The organism is Bacillus sp. ISL-77, from assembly GCF_018613105.1.
The window spans coordinates 1-17,410 of the sequence record NZ_JAGGQY010000094.1 but is presented as its reverse complement, the minus strand read 5'-3'; the positions used below and the strand labels follow the sequence as shown (position 1 = coordinate 17,410).

Sequence of the window (17,410 nt, the reverse complement as noted above, 5' to 3'; positions counted from 1 at the left end):
CCGATAGCTTTATGCTACCGGGGTTCATCTTTTTTTAGTCTGAAATTTTTCCGTATTTTCCACCGCCGCCGGCTGCTAGATTTACTTTACCCGCTCTTGCTTTTAGGATAAGGTCGGCGATCCTTTCCGGGACAACCTCTTTCAATCCTTCATAGGGTACATCATGCAAAATCGCCATTTCACTCCCAAAATGATCAACCAGCTTTTCAAGTAAGCGAGGTCCTAAGCCGGGGATAAATTCCAGCGGGACTTGATGGATATAGGGCGGACGGTCTTCTGGACCTTGTTCAGCCGTTTTCAGTTCAAGGATTCTGTCAGCTACACCTTTAATAATTTTCTTATTTCCACATTGCGTACATATTTGATCCTCATCAGCAGCAGGATGATGGCATTCTGCACAAACTGTTTTATGGTATTTACCGAGCAATGGATCAAGACCATAATTTGCGATAATTTTACGTCCATCTTCCTTCTTTAATGCTTTCTGCAACTCTAAAAATGTTGGTTCCTTCATGGCAATGACTTGGTATTCACGGGCTATTTTTGCAAGCGAATGGGCATCAGAATTCGTAACAAATGTATAGTCATGTAATTCCTTTATTTGATCCGCCATAGTCGTATCAGAACTTAATCCAAGCTCAATTGCGTCAATCAATTCCGGGTCCAATACCTCATTAAGTGACTGATTGACTCCTTTTCCATACAAACTTTTAAAAGGCGTGAAAACATGAGCAGGAATGAAGATTCCACCTAACTCTTTTACCTTCTTTTGTAAAACAAGACCCGTGGCATAGATCCGTTGTGAGCTCAGTTGAATATTTTTCAAGTGACCTGACAGCCACGAGGAGAACTCTCTCATGATGGCAAGACTTGGAAAATAACAAAGCAGGTGGATTGGGCCGTTAGATTGTTCGTCATAAATCTCCAATTCAGAACCGGGAATAACCGTTAAATCACCAAACACTAACCCACCGTCCGGATGTTCCACTACATCTCCACTTTGGATAAGACTTTCCATTTCAAGGATGACTTCAGGCGAATGGCTATCGATGATCGCAACCATATTAAGTCCCTTTTCGTGTCGTGCATGCTCAATGATATTCGTAAACGTTAGAGACTTGGCACCGGTGATTTTTACCGGCTTCCCTGTCCAAGTACGTCCAATGTGTATATGTAAATCTACATAGTAGCGATTCATTTATTTTTCAACGCCTCTTGCAATTGTAAGTATTGAACAGCAAAAATCGTTTTAGCATCATATATTTTTTGTTCTTTTACATATTGAGCTGCTTCTTCCAGAGTTAATTCCTCTAGATTAACAAACTCGTCCTCATCAAGTGCTGCTGCATTTTCTTTTTTGCTTAGTCCTGTCGCAACATAGACATGAACGATTTCATCGGCAAATCCTGGCGAGGTGTAAAAAGAAGTAAGCCATTCAAGGCTCTCGCACTCATAGCCTGTCTCTTCCTCCAGTTCACGGCGAGCACAAAGCTCAGGCTCTTCCCCTTTTTCCAGCTTTCCGGCGGGAATTTCAACAATGGTTCGTTCCAGTGCTTTCCGATATTGTTCAACCATTACTACTTTCTTGTTGTCGGTAATGGCTAAAATAGCGACAGCCCCGGGATGTTTAATGATCTCCCGTTTCGATTGTTTCCCGTTCGGAAGCTCTACATCCTGTAAATGAAGACTGATTACTTTTCCTGAGAAAATTTCTTTACTATGAAGTGTTTTTTCTTCGAGATTGCTCATATGGGTCACTCCTGTTCTATTCCTTTAATCTGCTCATACATTTTACCATACTTTATTTGGAGGGGGATGGAATGAAGGTGTACGTTCATGATAAAGGAATCATTCTTGTTGGAAAGGGATGGGAAATACTTCAGAAACTAAAAGAATACAACAAAGATTATTTCACCGTTTCCGAATGGATTGAAAAGGTGAATCAAAAATAAAGTCTTTCGATTGTAGTCTGTCCTTTTCTTTTATAAAATTGTAGAAAAAGGACGGGGTGAGTTTTTGAAAAAGAGAAGACTAGGAAATTCGGATTTGTATGTATCGGAACTAGGACTTGGTTGTATGTCGATTGGAACCGAGGAGAAAACCGCTAGAAAGATTATTGAAGCCTCACTTGAGGAAGGGATCAATTATTTTGATACGGCTGATTTATATGATTTTGGTGAAAATGAAAAAATAGTTGGGACAGCATTGAAGGAAGTCCGTGAAAATGTCATTATTGCAACAAAGGTTGGGAATCGCTGGAGTCAAGATCAGAAGGGATGGTCATGGGATCCCTCGAAGTCCTATATAAAGGAAGAAGTCAAACAAAGTCTTAACCGACTGGGTACCGACTATATCGATCTTTATCAGCTGCACGGCGGGACAATCATTGATCCAATTGAGGAAACAATAGAAGCGTTCGAAGAATTAAAAGCAGAAGGCTATATTCGCTACTATGGCATTTCCTCTATTCGCCCAAATGTAATACGGGAATATGTTAACAAGTCTAGTATCGTATCTGTGATGATGCAATACAGTATCTTAGACCGCCGCCCTGAAGAAGAAGCACTGCCACTTCTTCAGGAACATGGGCTTAGCGTTGTGACCCGCGGACCGCTCGCAAAAGGTCTTTTAAGTGATAAAATGCTTGAGAAGGTAACTGAGAAGGGGTATCAAGACTACAGCTTAACCGAGTTGAATGACGTCTTGCCGTTGTTAAAGGAAAAGGTAGCAGCCACACGCTCTTTTACAGAGATAGCCCTTCAGTATAATCTCGCCCATCCTGTTGTAGCCTCTGTTGTTGCCGGGGCCAGTAGTCCCGAACAAATTAGGAGTAATGCGAAAGCAGTCAGAAGTCAGCCGCTTTCTGAGGAAGAAGTTTCAGTAATTAGAGAGTTAACGAAGGCTGGCATTTATAAAGAACATCGTTAAAAGGAGAGCGTACGTACGCCCTCCTTTTTATATTGTTTTTATTTAAACTCCTTCCAGTTCATGCCGCTCTCATTTAATAGTTCTGCAAATGATTTGTTTTTTTCTTTTAATCGTCTTTCTTCTCTCTTTCTTAGCTCTTCGTCTTCTTTTCTTTTTTCTTCTGCTGCTTTAAGCTGTTCTTGTTGTTCTTTTAGTTGCTTGAATAAATTTGGGTTGATCATATCACCAAGCGTTACCGCTGAATCATCTTTTTTGGGTTTCGATTGATTTTTTTGTTTAGATTGCTTTTTCATTCAAAACGCCTCCATCATCAAAATTTCATTTATATTATACCATGTCACCAAGCATCGCCCATATAAAAAAGCAGGCTATGCTTAATCATAGTCAGCCTGCTCTTACTTGTTATTTTTAATAAGCTTCAAGTACCACGTTTTCGTCCACATACAATGTGGCTTCAGTAGAATTGACAACATCCTCAATCGTATACCCTTTAGCAACTTCTACGAGCCTTAGCCCTGAATCCGTTACATCCATGACTGCACGCTCGGTAATAATTCGATTAACTACCCCTTTACCTGTTAAAGGAAGCGTGCACTGTTTCAATATTTTGGATTCACCCTTTTTATTCACATGCTCCATAATGACAATTATTTTTTGGGCACCGTGGACAAGATCCATCGCACCACCCATTCCTTTTATCATCTTTCCAGGGATCATCCAGTTAGCTAAGTCACCGGTTTCAGATACTTCCATTCCACCGAGTATCGCTAAGTTGACATGCCCGCCGCGAATCATCGCAAACGATTCGGCGCTATCAAAATAGGCTGCACCACTAATTGCCGTAACGGTCTCTTTACCGGCATTGATTAAATCGGGGTCCACCTCATCCGCACCTGGATAGGGTCCGATGCCAAGAAGACCATTTTCAGACTGCAAGACAACCTGTTTATTTGCTGACATAAAATTAGCAACAAGGGTTGGCATACCTATGCCTAGATTTACATAAAATCCGTTTTCTATTTCCTTCTCAGCCCTTATCGCAATTCTCTCTCGAACGGAGACAATTTCATTCACCATTACGCTCTCTCCCTTCTCCCAACACTATTTTCTCACTGTCAATCTCTCAATTCGTTTTTCCTGTGTTCCTTCGATAATTGTTTGTACGTAGATACTAGGGGTATGAATAAAATTAGCATCTAATTCGCCAATTTCACAAAGTGTTTCCACTTCAGCAATCGTTACTTTTCCAGCAGCTGCAATCATCGGATTGAAGTTTCGCGCTGTTTTGTGGTAAACGAGATTTCCCATTTTGTCGCCCTTCCATGCCCTAACAAGACTAAAGTCGGCAGTTAGTGCCTCCTCCAAAAGGTATTCTCTCCCGTTAAAAATCTTTGTTTCTTTCCCCTCTGCAATCGGTGTTCCTACCCCAGCAGGTGTATAAAATGCTGGGATCCCAGCCCCGCCTGCCCTGATTTTTTCAGCCAATGTGCCTTGTGGCGTTAATTCTACTTCGAGTTCTCCAGTTAAAACCTGTCTTTCAAACTCTTTATTTTCACCAACATAGGATCCAATCATTTTTTTGATTTGTTTATTATTTAATAGAAGTCCTAAACCCCACTCATCAATCCCGCAGTTATTTGAAATAACTGTTAAATCCTTTACGCCTTTTTCTGCCAATGCAAGTATCAGGTTTTCCGGTATGCCGCACAAACCAAACCCACCAACCATTAATGTAGCCCCATCATGAATTCCGGCAACTGCATCCTGGAAGGATGTACATATTTTTTTCATCCTGATTTCTCCCCCTAATCCCCATTTTCCCTTTACTATTTCTAGTAAAACCACAGAAATCCTCTTATTTTGTCAAAATCTCTATATTCTTGCCTTTTTGAAATTAACACCACTACAATGAAAGTATGATTATCAAAGAGGGAAAATGATTGCCAAACTGTCTAATTTAAATTTTTCATGAATAATCAATCTTCCATTAATGCATCTTATTAATTGAGACTAGCTTGAAGGGAGACTGATTATTTTGAGCCAAAAACGTGATAAAGGGTCCAGCCAAAAGGGAAAAAACTATGCAGACACAGCAGGTGGAGGCAAGCGGGTGATTGCCGCTGAAGAAATCGAAAAAGCCATCCATCCTACCAAAAGACAGAACGCAGAGCAGTAAATCATTCTGTAAACTCGGAAACCGCTCATTGGTGTACAGCGGTTTTCTTTGTGTTAAAATTAAAACGGGTAATTTATGGGCGCTTGGTACTTATTTTACATATGTTATATTAATTCCTACAGGAGGTGCCAATGGTGAGGAAGGCATTTCGAACTTTGTTTGTTTTGTTGTTTTTCTGGTTATCTCTTGGTTTGTATTTTACAAACCGTCTCATGTATATGAAAAAGAAGGATGAGGAATTAATTTTAAGGCGTGAAAAAGAAGCTGGCCGGTATAATCCCGATGAATTTGATTCTCTTCCAAAACGGGAGGTTGATATTTCTTCGCCTTTTGGATACACAATTAAAGCCCAGCTCGTGGAACCGCACCACACCAATCGTTATATCATTATTTCTCATGGTGTGACCGAAACGAAAATTAATTCCATTAAATATGCAAATATGTTCTTAGAGCGTGGGTTTAATACGTTAATTTATGACCATCGTCGTCACGGGGAATCTGGCGGCAAAACAACTAGTTTTGGTCATTATGAAAAATTTGATTTGAAGACAGTCGTCGATTGGCTCAAAAAAGAAAAAGGACCTCAACTTGAACTTGGAATTCACGGCGAATCGATGGGAGCCGCTACCATGCTGTTATATGCTGGACTCCTTGAGGATGGGGCAGATTTTTATATTGCCGATTGCCCATTTTCTGATTTTAAGGAGCAGTTGGCTTATTTGATTAAAAAGGATTTCAAGCTCATCCCTGGTCTTTTGCTACCGCTTGGGGATGCCCTTTTACGCCTTCGGGACAAATATTCGATCCGAAATGTTTCCCCGATTTCGGTTATTGAAAATATCAAACATCCGATTTTGTTCATTCACAGCCAAAAGGATGATTTTATCCTTCCTACCATGACAAAGGATTTATTTGAGCATAAAAAGGGTCCTAAAATGCTCTTTTTAGCGGCTAACGGCCGCCATGCCCAGTCCTTTAATGAAAACCGGGCTGATTACGAACGGGTGATTGATGAATTTTTACAAAAATATGTTGATCATCCATTGCCAAGCTAAAAACAGACTATCCATCATGGACAGTCTGTTTTTTCTTTAATTATAAGGCTCATACGGCCATTTAGGATTTGCTGCGGACTCTTTAGTTGAAAGCAATTGCACGCTTTAGAAAAGTCAATTTTCATTTGCTCATCGAAAAAGACCATTTTTGATTTTTCTGCATAAACCGTCCGGTCATTTGTTTCAATAGCAATATCATCTGAATCTAATTCTGGGATAAACCACAAAGCTACTACCCCATTTACGGCGCAGCCACAGCCGTCTGTATCGTATTTTAGCTTTAAGTAGCCTTCTCGACTTTTAATTCGCTCATTTATTTTGTTAGCTGCCTCTGCAGTAATAGTTATCTCCAAGTTTTTTGCCCCTCTCATTTAGCATATGGTGATTGTACCACATGTTACGTGAGGTTGATTCATCTTTGCTCATAGATTTAGATCTCCGTCATCCGGATGTCAGCCATGGCATCCATCGGAATCCGGTGCACCTCATCAAAGCGATCTATCACATGAAGCCTTTGCGTCAGTTCATCCCAGTAATGGATTTTGCCAATCACGATTTCATAGTTCCGATTCCGGTAATGGGTGATCGTCACGTACTGATCATATTCAATCGCTTCGGACAAGATCCCGTTCATGAGCTCCAGTTGCTGTTCATCCATTTCTCGTTTCTGTTCGTACCGATCTTCTTTCACCCAATCCCTGAGCAATTTCACATGCTCAGGAAGCATCATCGACGTCCATTTGATCCTTCCACGGTCGCGAATCATCCGCCTCTCCTTCTTTCTCAGTATTCAGTCTTAATTATTTGACTACTGTCTAGCTTTAACGCCGCTAAACGGGCGCTTCCGCATTTATCTTTTATGTCCACCAACAAGTGTAGCCCGATGCTTAGCCGTTCCAGCAACTGTATAGGAAACCGCGCGCAACAAGGAACCTGAACCAAAGCGTCTGCGAACCGTATCAACCACATAGCCGAGCTCTCGCCTCTTATAGGCACCCATGTCGAAAAGATCAAGCTGCAGCTCTCGGTCATCAACAATATTGCTGATCGCAATCGAGATCTGCCGTACCGTCTTTCCAGTGTAATGCTCATGAAATAATTCCAGACACACACGGTACAGTTCCATCGTCACATTCGTTGGCTGGCCGATGCTTCTAGAGCGATGAAAACCGCCGCCAAATTCATCCTGGCTGTAGCCGACTCCGAGACTTATCGTTCTCCCTGCTTTTCGATGCGTCCTTGCCCGCCTTGCTACTTCCTCACACATTTCTAAAATGACCGTCTTAATTTCCGCTTCCTCTTTATAGTCCCTTAACAAAATTTGACTTTTTCCAAAGCTGATTTGTCCTTGGATAAGCGGTGCACCCAAATCAGAAAGGTCAACTCCCCAGGCATGATGATAAAGCTGGTTTCCCATGATACCAAATTTCTTTTCCAGCTTTTCTAAATCATAACGGGCTAGCTGACCGACAGTGAAAATCCCCATCCCATTTAATGTTTTTTCGACACGTCTGCCGATCCCCCACATTTCCCTAAGCGGTGACACATTCCAAAGCTTTGTCTGAACATCTTCATATGTCCACTCAGCCACTCCGCTTTTCTTGGCATCAAGATCAAGACATAGCTTTGCCAGTAACATGTTAGGGCCAATTCCAACGGCACACGGCAGTTGAAACTCCCGCTCAATATCATCCTTTATTTTTTTGGCAATCGTGTAAGCATCCCCCCACAAATGAATGGCACCATCCACTTTAATAAAGCTTTCATCGACGCTATAGACATGAATCGCTTCTTTTGGAACATAGCGGTTAAAGACACGAGAAATTTCCGTGGCAATCCGCAAATACGTTGCCATTTTTGGCTCAACAATTTCAATCCTGGGGTCTTGTGGAATCTCAAACATCCGGGAACCCGTTTTGATGCCAAATTCTTTTTTCATACGCGGCGAAGCAGCAAGGACAATACTTCCCTGCCGCTCTTTTTGACCGACAACCGCTAAATAACACTCCATAGGGTCAAGGCCCCGCATGACAGCCGAACAACTGGCATAAAAGCTCTTCATGTCCACACATAAAATTTTATTTTGCGGCAGTGCACTGTAATCCACCATGGCTTTCCCTCACAATCAGAATATCGAACATTCGTTCTTTTTTATTATATTCATTATCATAAGCGAATATGCGTTCGTATTCAATGGAAATTTTTTGACACCGTTCCTTTATGGAAGTCGAGGAAAACATGATATAATGGATAGTGAGGTGCATGTTTATGGATAAAAAATTGGTGGCTAAGATGATCAAAAATTGTTTTAAACAGTATTATGAGACGGGGACAATGCCTATTGGAGACAACGATTTGGAGAAGCTAAGCAATCAAATCCTTCAAACGAAAGCAGAGGAACCAACTGCAGATTTATACGAGATTGTGAATGATACGGTATATGAGTATTTAGCAGAGTGATACAAAAAACCGCACGAGTGAAAAATTCACAGTGCGGTCGTGATGGACCAAACTTTCTTGATTAATTGTTGGAGAAACCGATATGCTCAATACTATTCTGGAAAAATAATATCCACAATCGATCCGAATCCTTCTTTACTTCTAATAAGGATATCGCCATGATTTTCTCTGATAATTTTAAAGCAAACAGTGAGGCCTAAACCTGTCCCGCGCTCTTTTGTCGTATAAAAGGGTTCTCCTAATTTCTGTAACATCGACTTCGGAATGCCGCCACCGTTATCAATCACTCGTATTCTTATTCGGTTTCCTGGGATTTTTTCGGATTTAATTCTAATCCTTCCGTCCTTTGACACAGCTTCTAACGAATTTTTAAGAATATTAATTAATACTTGTTTTACCTGTTTTTCTTCGATAACTGAAGTTTGTAATAAACCATTCGTTTGAATATCGATAGATGCTTGGATAAGCAACGCTGTCGTATCCAGTAACATTTTCACGTCCTGTATCACTTTTTCGATATTTACTTTGTTATTTTTTTGAATAGAAGCCTGAGGCTTAGCAATAAATAGCAATTCCCCAACCACATCATTGATCCGGTCAATTTCATCAGTCATAATCGACAAATAATATTTTTCTTTGGAATCGAACACGCTTTGATCGAGTAATTTAATGAAACCTTTAATCGACGTAAGTGGATTTCTTATTTCGTGGGCAATTCCCGCAGCCATTTCACCAAGTACTCGTAAATTTTCGGACTTTACCAGCATTTCTTCCTCTTTTTTTCTTTTCGTGATATCAGTGCCAAGACAAAGAGTATGGTTATGATTACCTTTGAAATAAATCGGCAAAAATTGCCATTCAACCGTTCGCAGGTCCCCATTGCAGTTGATGACTGTTTCCTTCGATGAATTCTGATCCTCTTTTAGGAGAAATTCCTTTTTGAAATGATTTTCGTTTACACCAAACATCTCGTCCGGGCTTCTATTGTAAAGCTTGGCGATGGCTTCATTCACGATCACGAGATGATCGTTGCTGTCTTTCACATAAATATAATTCGGATTAATATTTAAAATAATTTCCAAAAAGCTTCTTTCTTCTTTTAATTCCTGATTGATTTTTTCAATCGTTGCATTTTGCAAAGTAAAATACGATGTAAATAAAACGATTGCAGCAAAGAACGAATTTAAGATTGAGAAGAATAGAGGAAACACCAAAAACCCGCTCAAAATCCCGTTCACAAAAATAAATAATGAGGCAAAAACAAGCGAGCGGAAGAACTTCTTTATTTTTCCATCCGAAATTTTTTGACAAATAAATAGCAGGAAAAAGGTATGAACAAAAACAAGAATAATATTGACATAAAATGTTATATTCAACGCGCCATAAATTGGAATATAATGGGCAGGAAAGGTAGGATACTCATGAATCTGGTGTAACCCAACAACTCCAGCCGTAGTAAGGTTCACAAAATAAACAATTGAACTAACCAACAGAACGAAATAAAATATCCATTTATTATAAAACAGTTTATGACGCTTCTTGAGCTTTGAAGTAGCCAGGCCCGTTTTGTAAATGTAAAATACAATATAGTATAACAAAGGCATGATCATAATTGGCCCGAAGCGAAAAATCCTGAAGAGAATTTCCATCGTCGGTATGGATAAAAAATCTTCCGCATATAAAAATGCGATATCTAGCTGCCAAATGGATAATAAAAATAAAAAAATAGAAATCAATCTTGCAATCGCCATTTTGTTTCCCCAGAAAATGATGAGGCCGCAGAAAAACGGGATTAATGATATTGAAAACAGGAGGATAAATTCCAATGGATAAACAGCCCTTCTAGATTTTTGAAAATAATAAACACGAATTGTTGCCGCCGTATCCATGGGAGGTGATGGCAACCTTATTCACATCATTATATTTTAATTCAGTTACAATCGGCAAGTCCAGATAATGTTCCGGGTTGGATTTAATGGCCGCTGGAATAAAATTATGTTCTAAACTGATTAAACTTGCAATTGCCTGAATTGCTCCGGTAGCCCCGAGAAAATGTCCGGTCATCCCTTTTATTGAAGTAATGGGAACCGAATTGCCAAACAGCATTTGATGCACGAAAGCCTCTATCCCGTCATTTTCTTTTATTCCGAGTGCCTGGCTATTGACATAGGTAGGAACCTGTCCATTTAAACAATGCTGCATCGCTTCAAGCATTTTGGCTCCAGACGAGTCGGAATGGTAGATAGAGAGGCCGTTCTGGTTCATAAAGGCTCCCTCAACCCACCCTTTAATGTTCACATTACGGCTTTGTGCAGATTGTTCACTTTCGAGCACAAGAACGCCTGCCCCTTCCGATAAGACAAACCCTTTGTCATCAGAAAAAGGTCCGCCAGCTACTGCTGGGTCTAAATCCTTTGCAGTGAGCCGGAGTTTAGAAAAGCCCTGTACCACTACATCTGTTAACGTACTTTCCACTCCGCCCACAATACAAATGTCAAATTGGCCAGCTTCAATTAACGTTTTACCCAGGTTAATCGCATCCGTACTGGCCGTGCAGCTATTACTCAAAGTAAGAGACATACCATTCAGCTCGAAAAAGGAACTCACAGAGGTGGACAGACTGTTTGTGTTCATATTTCCGATCCCAAAAGGAGAAATTTGATTGGTTTGACTTAGTCTTAGACTAAACTTTTCCACTTCAGCAATATTTCCTCCGGAGGTACCAATAATGACTCCAACTTTTTTATCCTTGATCGTATTTGTTAAGTCCGCCATTTTGATTGCATCAAAAGCAGCTGCAATCGCCATTTGTGCAGTTCTTGGATACCTTTTTAATACTTTAGGTGCAAGAACAGTCAAGTCTTCCTCAATTACCCCACACTAATTGCAGGCCATTCTTAAATTCGACTATTTCTGAAATGACTTTTCCACTTTCTAATACATGTTTAAAATCCGAAACGGATTGAATTTTTGGTGCCTTAATACCGTAGCCTGTAATGAATACCTTCAATCTTAGCTTGCCCCTTTTAAAATCTATTATTCTATCAGAAGTATAAACCTATTAATGGATTATGGAAATGGATTTTCTTAGAAAAGAGGGAGCCATCTGTCTAAAGTAGTTCTTCCTCAATTAACTTAAATTTTCATGTAGCCTTTTTAGGTAGAATGTTCCCAACACACTTCCTTTAGCTTACTTCGTAAGGTAGGGCTTGTATAGTTACTTCCTTGGTCAAATCGACTAAATGAATGCTCCCACCGCTAGTATCATGTATAAAATTTGACAGCAAAACAAAAAGCCCCTGAAACAGAGGCTTAACAAATTATGTCTATTTCTGATTAAAAGCACGTCTGCCAATCCGCTCAAACAGCCGTGGGAAGAGGACGTATACAACGCTTCCCATGTTCATCCAGCGCGGTAAATTAATCTCCCTCGTTTTCGTCAGCATACTATCAACGACTTTTTGGGCGACATATTCAGGATGAAGGATAAATCTTTGCACATTTTTAACATAGGTGCCTTTTTCGTCAGCAATATTGAAAAAGTTGGTAGCGATTGGCCCAGGGTTCACCGAAGTCACTTGTACATTATAATCGGAAAGCTCCATTCGCAGTGAGTTTGTGTATCCAAGTACGGCATGCTTTGAAGCAGAATAGACACTCGATTTGGGCGTGGCAATCTTACCAGCCTGTGAAGCAATATTAATAATATGACCAAAACGCCGTTCACGCATTTTCGGCAGCACCATGCTTGTGCAGACCATAAGCCCGACGACATTGACATCAAACATTCCCTTGATTTCATCGATTGTTGCCAAATGGGCTTCCCGGAAAATTCCAAAGCCGGCATTATTGACAAGGATATCAATCTCTCCGATTCTATCGAAAATCCGTTGAAAAACCTCCTGAACCTGAGCTGTATCCGAGACATCCAGCTTGAAAACATCCACTTTTACTTGATACTTTTGCTGTAGTTCTGTTTGCAGCTGCTCGAGTTTACCAATGCTTCTTGCAAGCAGAACAAGATTGGCACCGCTTGCCGCACATAGCTTGGCGATTTCCGCTCCGATTCCTCCGGAGGCACCCGTAATCACGATATTTTTACCTTTTAAATGTTCCCTAACCATTTCTACACCTCATCTGAGTTGACCCAATGCTTATTACTTAGCTTGATAAAACACGGGCTTAGTATTCTTACTAATAATCTCCCCGATAGATGATAAATAGTCAAGTTGTGCGACGGTTTCCGAAATGGTCAGCATCAGTTCGCGCTGATAAACAGACGGGAACAGGCGTTTACAGATTTCAAAAACGGTGAGCTGCTCTTCTTTTAACCAGCTATGAACCGTCATTGCCCGCTCGTGTTGGCGTGTCAATCGTTTTTCAATCAACTCAGCTAACTGGTAGACTTCCTCGCCGTGACCAGTGTAGACACATTGAATCGGATACAATAGCAGCTTCTTCATGGAGTCATTATGTTGCAACTGCGGTTTCGGTCTTTCTGTTTCACCAGGGGCTGGCGGCTCGAGCAATGGATTTGGTGAAATATGCGCTAAGATTAAATCTCCGCCAATCAAAATTCCATCCTTTTCCCGGAAAAGTGCAATTTGACTTTGGGCATGACCCGGTGTTTCAATGACCTGCCACTCACTTAGCCCAGGAGGTCTCATTCCCTCAACAAGATGTCCAGTTAGTGACCGGTTACATGAATATTTCAATGTTTTTCTTAACTTAGAAAGTAACGAAAAATATTCCTCGGGCAGCCCGAATTCTAGAAAATGCACACGGAAGAATTCCTCTTGTTCTTGAAAAAAGGCTTCTGATTGGTGAATCCATCGTTCATTCAAATAATGACCATATACTTCTAACGAATCCGGAAAAAAATCAAGCATCCCAACATGATCGGGGTGATGATGTGTTAGAATTACCTGCTCAATATCAGCAGGACTTAAGCCTAAATCCCCCATTTGCTCCTTAAGTGACATCCAGGACTGTTCCGTTTTTACACCCGCGTCTACAAGCGTTAATCGCTCGCCTTTAATCAAATAGACATTGACATCTCCGACCGCAAAAGGAGTCGGCACCGTAATTTTGGCTATTCCGTCTTTCCATTTTGTCATTACTAAATCCCCTTAACATTATTGTCGAATAAAGAACCCAACGATATAGATATGAACATTATGTGACATTTATTATATATACTAAAGTGTAGCGACTTTTTAACCAATTGTCATTATTTCTGCATAATTTTTTAGAAAAAATAAAAAATTCAATAAACTTATCTATTGACAGATGGGTTGTTTATCTTGCATAATCTAGTAAAATTTGATTCGTTAGAGCGATGAATAAGGCCAGTAAATGAGAAATGGCGAAAGAGAGTGAAGTTCGACGGCTGAAAGACTTCACCGCCCTCTTAATCATTGAACCTACCTTAGGAGCACTTAGGAAAACCTAACGCATATCCGGCGTTATCGGAGTCGAGTGAACCCTTCTTGCAATTTAAGCAAGGGAAAATGAAGGTGGTACCACGGAAGCTAGACCTTTCGTCCTTTACGGATGAGGGGTCTTTTTGTTTTCTTAATAATCGAAATGGAGGAATATTAATGAAAAAAATAGCAATTATTGGGGCAGGTTCGATGGCTGAGGCATTCATTTCAGGAATTCTTGAAAATGGGCTAATTAATAAAAAAAATATCTGGATTACAAACAATTCTAATCAAGAAAGATTAACTAATTTAGAAACTCGTTATGGAATTCGAACGACTTATAATTTGAATGAACTGTTTGATCAAGCGGACATTGTAATGTTAGCAATGAAACCAAAGGATGTCGCGACAGCCGTCCAATCCATTCGTGAACACTTAACGGAACAAATGCTCGTCGTCTCAGTATTAGCTGGTGTTTCCATGATGACAATTGAAACATTGGCAAAATTACCACTTGCGATTGTAAGGTCGATGCCAAACACTTCGGCTGCTGTTGGAAAATCTGCCACCGCTGTTGCCGTGAATCAACGTGTTACCGAGCAGCAGTTAGAAACAACCAAGAACTTGTTTGGAACAGTTGGCTTGGCTTCTTTTGTAGAAGAAGAGCAGTTAGATGCCGTTACGGGGCTATCAGGAAGTGGGCCAGCCTATATTTATTATCTTATCGAAGCCATGGAAAAAAGTGCAGTAGAAGTAGGACTAGACAAAGAAATGGCCAGTGAACTGATTGTTCAAACACTACTTGGGGCAGCAGAGATGGTGAAAAAATCAAGCAAATCATCTACTCAACTGCGTATGGAAGTAACAAGCCCTGGCGGAACAACAGAAGCTGGCATTAGAGTTCTTGAAGAACACGGCGTCCAGCAAGCATTTATTTCATGTATTAAAGCAGCAACTGCGCAATCCAAAAAAATGGGGGAAGAATTAAGTTCTAGGCTTCAGACTGCAGACCAAACTTCCTAAATTGGACTTTTGCCTAGTTTACATTACACTAGTGAAAAAAGGCTAGGGAAGTGTCGTGGATGCTAACGATCTTATTTTCTTTAGGTATGCTAGTCTGGACTATTTTTCTTTTAGACGGACTGATTGGTTTACGAAAAATAGATCCGCTGGAAAAAGAAGAAGGCATGGAGCTTGGACCGCTATTATCTGTAGTAGTTGCAGCCCGTAATGAGGAAAAACAAATCGAAGCAAGTATCCTTAGTCAGCTGGAGCAAACCTACAAAAATGTGGAATGGATACTTGTCAATGATCGGTCAACTGACATGACTGGAACCATTATGGAAGAATTAACAAAAATAGACCCGCGCCTAAAAGTCATCCATGTTGATCAATTGCCTGAGGGCTGGCTTGGGAAGAATAACGCCTTGTACACGGGCGCACTTCAAGCTTCAGGGAAATGGCTATTGTTTACCGATGCTGACGTAAAATTTAAAAAGCAAGCCTTCGCAAAAGCGCTCCACTATTTTGAAAGACACAAGCTTGACCATCTAACCGCTGCACCAAACTTAAGTGCTAACCGATTTTGGTTAAAATCATTTGTTGCCTTTTTCCTGTTTGGTTTTTCTTATTTTAAACGTCCTTGGTTGGCAAATAACCCAAAATCAAAAATCGGAACAGGGATTGGTGCGTTTATTCTTGTTTTAAAAAAATCTTATGAATCGTTTGGAACACATGAGAAGATAAAAATGCGGCCGGACGATGACCTGCAACTTGGGATGAAAATGAAAAAAGCAGGCTACCGCCAAAGAATTGTGACTGCACTTCATCTTATCGAAGTGGAATGGTATGGAAGTTTAAAAGAAGCATTAGTTGGACTAGAGAAAAATACATTTGCCGGATTGCACTATCGTATCAGCATGGTGATCTTTGCGATCCTCGGGGTTTTTATCACCAACGTTCTGCCCTTTGTGATGATTTTTTCAGGGAATACAACAGTTGCCCTATTAAGCTTTGGAAATATTGTTCTTTGCGGAATTCTTTATGTGGTTGTCATAAAAAAATTAACCTTATTCTCCCCTATGATGTTTTTGGTCTTTCCGATTACAGCCTTACTGTTTATTTATTCGATTATTCGGGCGAGCCTCTTAACCTTTAAGCGCGGCGGTATTGTTTGGAGAGGAACCACCTATCGGTTAAGTGAGCTGCGAGAAAAAGATTAGAAGCTTGATTTTTTCATTAAAAAGATCCTTTTGCTATACTAGAAAAGGATAATTCAGATTGAATTCAGGAGGCTTCTGAAATGGCAGTAAAACTATTTTCACCCTATACAATAAAGGGTGTTACACTTAAAAATCGAATAGTGATGTCACCGATGTGCATGTATTCCAGTCATGAAGATGGCCATGTTCAAAACTGGCATCGAACCCACTACACAAGCAGGGCGGTCGGTCAGGTTGGTCTAATTATTGTTGAAGCAACATCAGTAACACCTCAAGGCAGGATATCCCCTAGAGATTTAGGAATCTGGTGCGATGAGCATATAGAGGGCTTTTCTGAGCTTGTTGGTCTTATGAAGGAGCATGGTGCCAAGACTGGGATTCAACTCGCTCATGCCGGCAGAAAAGCCGTATTAGAAGGTGAAATTCTTGCCCCTTCTGCACTTGCTTTTAATGAAAACATGAAAACACCAAAGGAAATGTCCAAAACGGATATTGAAGAAACAGTAGAAGCATTTAAAAAAGGCGCGGAGCGTGCAGCAAAAGCAGGTTTCGATGTGATTGAAATCCATGGTGCTCATGGGTATCTTATCAATGAATTCCTTTCACCACTTTCCAATAAAAGAACCGATGAATACGGCGGTTCGGCTGAAAACCGCTACCGAATCCTCCGAGAAGTGCTTGATGCAGTGAAAACCGATTGGGAAGGCCCGTTATTTGTGAGAGTATCTGCTCATGATTACCACGCAGAAGGATTAACCGCTGAAGATTACATAACGTTCGCCCAATGGATGAAAGAACAAGGTGTTGATTTAATTGATGTTAGCTCAGGTGCCGTTGTACCTGCCCATATTCACGTTTATCCTGGATATCAAGTGAAATTCTCAGAGACCATAAAGACTGGCGCCAATATCTCCACAGGTGCGGTGGGATTAATCACTTCCGGGATCCAGGCCGAGGAAATTTTACAAAATGACAGAGCTGATTTAGTCTTCCTAGCTCGTGAATTACTTCGCGACCCATATTGGGCCCGGACAGCAGCAAAAGAATTAGTGGTTCCAATTGAGGGACCCAAACAATACGAGCGCGGCTGGTTATAAATCAAAAAGAGGGTGTCTTCTAAATGGTGATGTGACCCCCAAAAGTTAG

At 40.6% G+C, this 17,410-nt stretch carries 21 protein-coding genes; 8 read left to right on the top strand and 13 right to left on the bottom strand.

From position 1 onward, the window contains the following. Positions 1 to 34 precede the first annotated feature (34 nt). Together J7E77_RS28850 and J7E77_RS28845 are read right to left on the bottom strand one after the other, a co-directional pair. The gene (locus tag J7E77_RS28850; RefSeq protein ID WP_214718895.1) at positions 35 to 1,198 is read right to left on the bottom strand and encodes an endonuclease Q family protein; all 1,164 of its coding nucleotides are present in this window, start codon (positions 1,196 to 1,198) and stop codon (positions 35 to 37) included. Continuing rightward, a complete protein-coding gene (locus J7E77_RS28845; RefSeq protein WP_214718893.1) occupies positions 1,195 to 1,749 on the bottom strand; it encodes an NUDIX hydrolase in 555 nt (184 codons plus the stop codon). The genes J7E77_RS28850 and J7E77_RS28845 overlap by 4 nt, the downstream gene beginning before the upstream one ends. A gap of 71 nt (positions 1,750 to 1,820) precedes the next feature. Here J7E77_RS28845 and mciZ point away from each other — a divergent pair, with 71 nt between their 5' ends. Both mciZ and J7E77_RS28835 read left to right on the top strand, forming a co-directional pair. Then, positions 1,821 to 1,952: a Z-ring formation inhibitor MciZ gene (gene mciZ, locus J7E77_RS28840; RefSeq protein WP_088088870.1), complete on the top strand. Its 132-nt coding sequence runs from the start codon at positions 1,821 to 1,823 to the stop codon at positions 1,950 to 1,952. A gap of 64 nt (positions 1,953 to 2,016) precedes the next feature. After that, positions 2,017 to 2,928: an aldo/keto reductase gene (locus J7E77_RS28835; RefSeq protein WP_214718891.1), complete on the top strand. Its 912-nt coding sequence runs from the start codon at positions 2,017 to 2,019 to the stop codon at positions 2,926 to 2,928. Between the two features lie 38 nt (positions 2,929 to 2,966). Here the strand turns inward: J7E77_RS28835 and J7E77_RS28830 are convergent, their stop codons facing one another. The 3 genes from J7E77_RS28830 to J7E77_RS28820 all read right to left on the bottom strand — a co-directional run bounded on the left by J7E77_RS28830 (position 2,967) and on the right by J7E77_RS28820 (position 4,719). Continuing rightward, positions 2,967 to 3,221 carry a YqkE family protein gene (locus J7E77_RS28830; protein ID WP_168244981.1) on the bottom strand — a complete coding sequence of 85 codons (255 nt, stop codon included), beginning with the start codon at positions 3,219 to 3,221 and terminating at the stop codon, positions 2,967 to 2,969. Positions 3,222 to 3,336: 115 nt separating this feature from the next. Continuing rightward, the gene (locus J7E77_RS28825; RefSeq protein WP_214718890.1) at positions 3,337 to 4,005 is read right to left on the bottom strand and encodes a 3-oxoacid CoA-transferase subunit B; all 669 of its coding nucleotides are present in this window, start codon (positions 4,003 to 4,005) and stop codon (positions 3,337 to 3,339) included. A 24-nt stretch (positions 4,006 to 4,029) separates the two neighbouring features. Continuing rightward, positions 4,030 to 4,719 (bottom strand): CoA transferase subunit A, encoded by a 690-nt coding sequence (locus J7E77_RS28820; protein WP_214718889.1) that lies wholly within the window; start codon positions 4,717 to 4,719, stop codon positions 4,030 to 4,032. 244 nt (positions 4,720 to 4,963) lie between these two features. Here J7E77_RS28820 and J7E77_RS28815 point away from each other — a divergent pair, with 244 nt between their 5' ends. Both J7E77_RS28815 and J7E77_RS28810 read left to right on the top strand, forming a co-directional pair. Then, positions 4,964 to 5,104: a hypothetical protein gene (locus J7E77_RS28815; protein WP_168244984.1), complete on the top strand. Its 141-nt coding sequence runs from the start codon at positions 4,964 to 4,966 to the stop codon at positions 5,102 to 5,104. A 134-nt stretch (positions 5,105 to 5,238) separates the two neighbouring features. Beyond that, positions 5,239 to 6,159, top strand: coding sequence for an alpha/beta hydrolase (locus J7E77_RS28810; protein ID WP_214718993.1), 921 nt, complete (start codon positions 5,239 to 5,241; stop codon positions 6,157 to 6,159). A 14-nt stretch (positions 6,160 to 6,173) separates the two neighbouring features. Here J7E77_RS28810 and J7E77_RS28805 read toward each other — a convergent pair whose 3' ends face one another. The 3 genes from J7E77_RS28805 to J7E77_RS28795 all read right to left on the bottom strand — a co-directional run bounded on the left by J7E77_RS28805 (position 6,174) and on the right by J7E77_RS28795 (position 8,269). Beyond that, entirely contained in the window at positions 6,174 to 6,512 is a 339-nt protein-coding gene (locus J7E77_RS28805) for an iron-sulfur cluster biosynthesis family protein (protein WP_214718888.1), read from the bottom strand. A gap of 77 nt (positions 6,513 to 6,589) precedes the next feature. Beyond that, positions 6,590 to 6,925 (bottom strand): YolD-like family protein, encoded by a 336-nt coding sequence (locus J7E77_RS28800; RefSeq protein WP_214718887.1) that lies wholly within the window; start codon positions 6,923 to 6,925, stop codon positions 6,590 to 6,592. A gap of 84 nt (positions 6,926 to 7,009) precedes the next feature. After that, entirely contained in the window at positions 7,010 to 8,269 is a 1,260-nt protein-coding gene (locus tag J7E77_RS28795; RefSeq protein WP_214718886.1) for a Y-family DNA polymerase, read from the bottom strand. A 158-nt stretch (positions 8,270 to 8,427) separates the two neighbouring features. On the opposite strand from J7E77_RS28795, the gene J7E77_RS28790 reads away from it, so the two are divergent. Then, entirely contained in the window at positions 8,428 to 8,619 is a 192-nt protein-coding gene (locus tag J7E77_RS28790) for a YqzH family protein (protein ID WP_088088878.1), read from the top strand. A gap of 92 nt (positions 8,620 to 8,711) precedes the next feature. Here the strand turns inward: J7E77_RS28790 and J7E77_RS28785 are convergent, their stop codons facing one another. The 5 genes from J7E77_RS28785 to J7E77_RS28765 all read right to left on the bottom strand — a co-directional run bounded on the left by J7E77_RS28785 (position 8,712) and on the right by J7E77_RS28765 (position 13,736). Next, positions 8,712 to 10,370 carry an ATP-binding protein gene (locus J7E77_RS28785; RefSeq protein WP_214718884.1) on the bottom strand — a complete coding sequence of 553 codons (1,659 nt, stop codon included), beginning with the start codon at positions 10,368 to 10,370 and terminating at the stop codon, positions 8,712 to 8,714. 91 nt (positions 10,371 to 10,461) lie between these two features. After that, a complete protein-coding gene (locus J7E77_RS28780) occupies positions 10,462 to 11,478 on the bottom strand; it encodes a beta-ketoacyl synthase N-terminal-like domain-containing protein (protein ID WP_214718879.1) in 1,017 nt (338 codons plus the stop codon). Positions 11,479 to 11,485: 7 nt separating this feature from the next. Continuing rightward, the gene (locus tag J7E77_RS28775; protein WP_214718877.1) at positions 11,486 to 11,629 is read right to left on the bottom strand and encodes a hypothetical protein; all 144 of its coding nucleotides are present in this window, start codon (positions 11,627 to 11,629) and stop codon (positions 11,486 to 11,488) included. Between the two features lie 316 nt (positions 11,630 to 11,945). After that, on the bottom strand, positions 11,946 to 12,743 hold the full coding sequence (locus J7E77_RS28770; RefSeq protein WP_214718875.1) for an SDR family NAD(P)-dependent oxidoreductase: 798 nt from the start codon (positions 12,741 to 12,743) through the stop codon (positions 11,946 to 11,948). Between the two features lie 33 nt (positions 12,744 to 12,776). Then, a complete protein-coding gene (locus J7E77_RS28765) occupies positions 12,777 to 13,736 on the bottom strand; it encodes an MBL fold metallo-hydrolase (RefSeq protein WP_214718873.1) in 960 nt (319 codons plus the stop codon). Between the two features lie 483 nt (positions 13,737 to 14,219). Between J7E77_RS28765 and proC the strand changes: the two genes are divergently transcribed. The 3 genes from proC (at position 14,220) to namA (ending at position 17,361) form a co-directional block, all read left to right on the top strand. Then, positions 14,220 to 15,065 (top strand): pyrroline-5-carboxylate reductase, encoded by an 846-nt coding sequence (gene proC, locus J7E77_RS28760; protein ID WP_214718871.1) that lies wholly within the window; start codon positions 14,220 to 14,222, stop codon positions 15,063 to 15,065. Between the two features lie 59 nt (positions 15,066 to 15,124). Next, positions 15,125 to 16,264, top strand: coding sequence for a glycosyltransferase family 2 protein (locus tag J7E77_RS28755; protein WP_214718869.1), 1,140 nt, complete (start codon positions 15,125 to 15,127; stop codon positions 16,262 to 16,264). Positions 16,265 to 16,344: 80 nt separating this feature from the next. After that, a complete protein-coding gene (gene namA / locus J7E77_RS28750; protein ID WP_214718867.1) occupies positions 16,345 to 17,361 on the top strand; it encodes an NADPH dehydrogenase NamA in 1,017 nt (338 codons plus the stop codon). The last annotated feature ends 49 nt before the right edge of the window (positions 17,362 to 17,410 follow it).

Coding starts and splice junctions, on each gene's coding strand:
- J7E77_RS28820 (WP_214718889.1), bottom strand. CDS start 4,719: ATGAAAAAAATATGTACATCCTTCCAGGATGCAGTTGCCGGAATTCAT.
- proC (WP_214718871.1), top strand. CDS start 14,220: ATGAAAAAAATAGCAATTATTGGGGCAGGTTCGATGGCTGAGGCATTC.
- J7E77_RS28785 (WP_214718884.1), bottom strand. CDS start 10,370: ATGGCGATTGCAAGATTGATTTCTATTTTTTTATTTTTATTATCCATT.
- J7E77_RS28850 (WP_214718895.1), bottom strand. CDS start 1,198: ATGAATCGCTACTATGTAGATTTACATATACACATTGGACGTACTTGG.
- namA (WP_214718867.1), top strand. CDS start 16,345: ATGGCAGTAAAACTATTTTCACCCTATACAATAAAGGGTGTTACACTT.
- mciZ (WP_088088870.1), top strand. CDS start 1,821: ATGAAGGTGTACGTTCATGATAAAGGAATCATTCTTGTTGGAAAGGGA.
- J7E77_RS28830 (WP_168244981.1), bottom strand. CDS start 3,221: ATGAAAAAGCAATCTAAACAAAAAAATCAATCGAAACCCAAAAAAGAT.
- J7E77_RS28765 (WP_214718873.1), bottom strand. CDS start 13,736: ATGACAAAATGGAAAGACGGAATAGCCAAAATTACGGTGCCGACTCCT.
- J7E77_RS28790 (WP_088088878.1), top strand. CDS start 8,428: ATGGATAAAAAATTGGTGGCTAAGATGATCAAAAATTGTTTTAAACAG.
- J7E77_RS28770 (WP_214718875.1), bottom strand. CDS start 12,743: ATGGTTAGGGAACATTTAAAAGGTAAAAATATCGTGATTACGGGTGCC.
- J7E77_RS28845 (WP_214718893.1), bottom strand. CDS start 1,749: ATGAGCAATCTCGAAGAAAAAACACTTCATAGTAAAGAAATTTTCTCA.
- J7E77_RS28825 (WP_214718890.1), bottom strand. CDS start 4,005: ATGGTGAATGAAATTGTCTCCGTTCGAGAGAGAATTGCGATAAGGGCT.
- J7E77_RS28755 (WP_214718869.1), top strand. CDS start 15,125: ATGCTAACGATCTTATTTTCTTTAGGTATGCTAGTCTGGACTATTTTT.
- J7E77_RS28800 (WP_214718887.1), bottom strand. CDS start 6,925: ATGATTCGCGACCGTGGAAGGATCAAATGGACGTCGATGATGCTTCCT.
- J7E77_RS28795 (WP_214718886.1), bottom strand. CDS start 8,269: ATGGTGGATTACAGTGCACTGCCGCAAAATAAAATTTTATGTGTGGAC.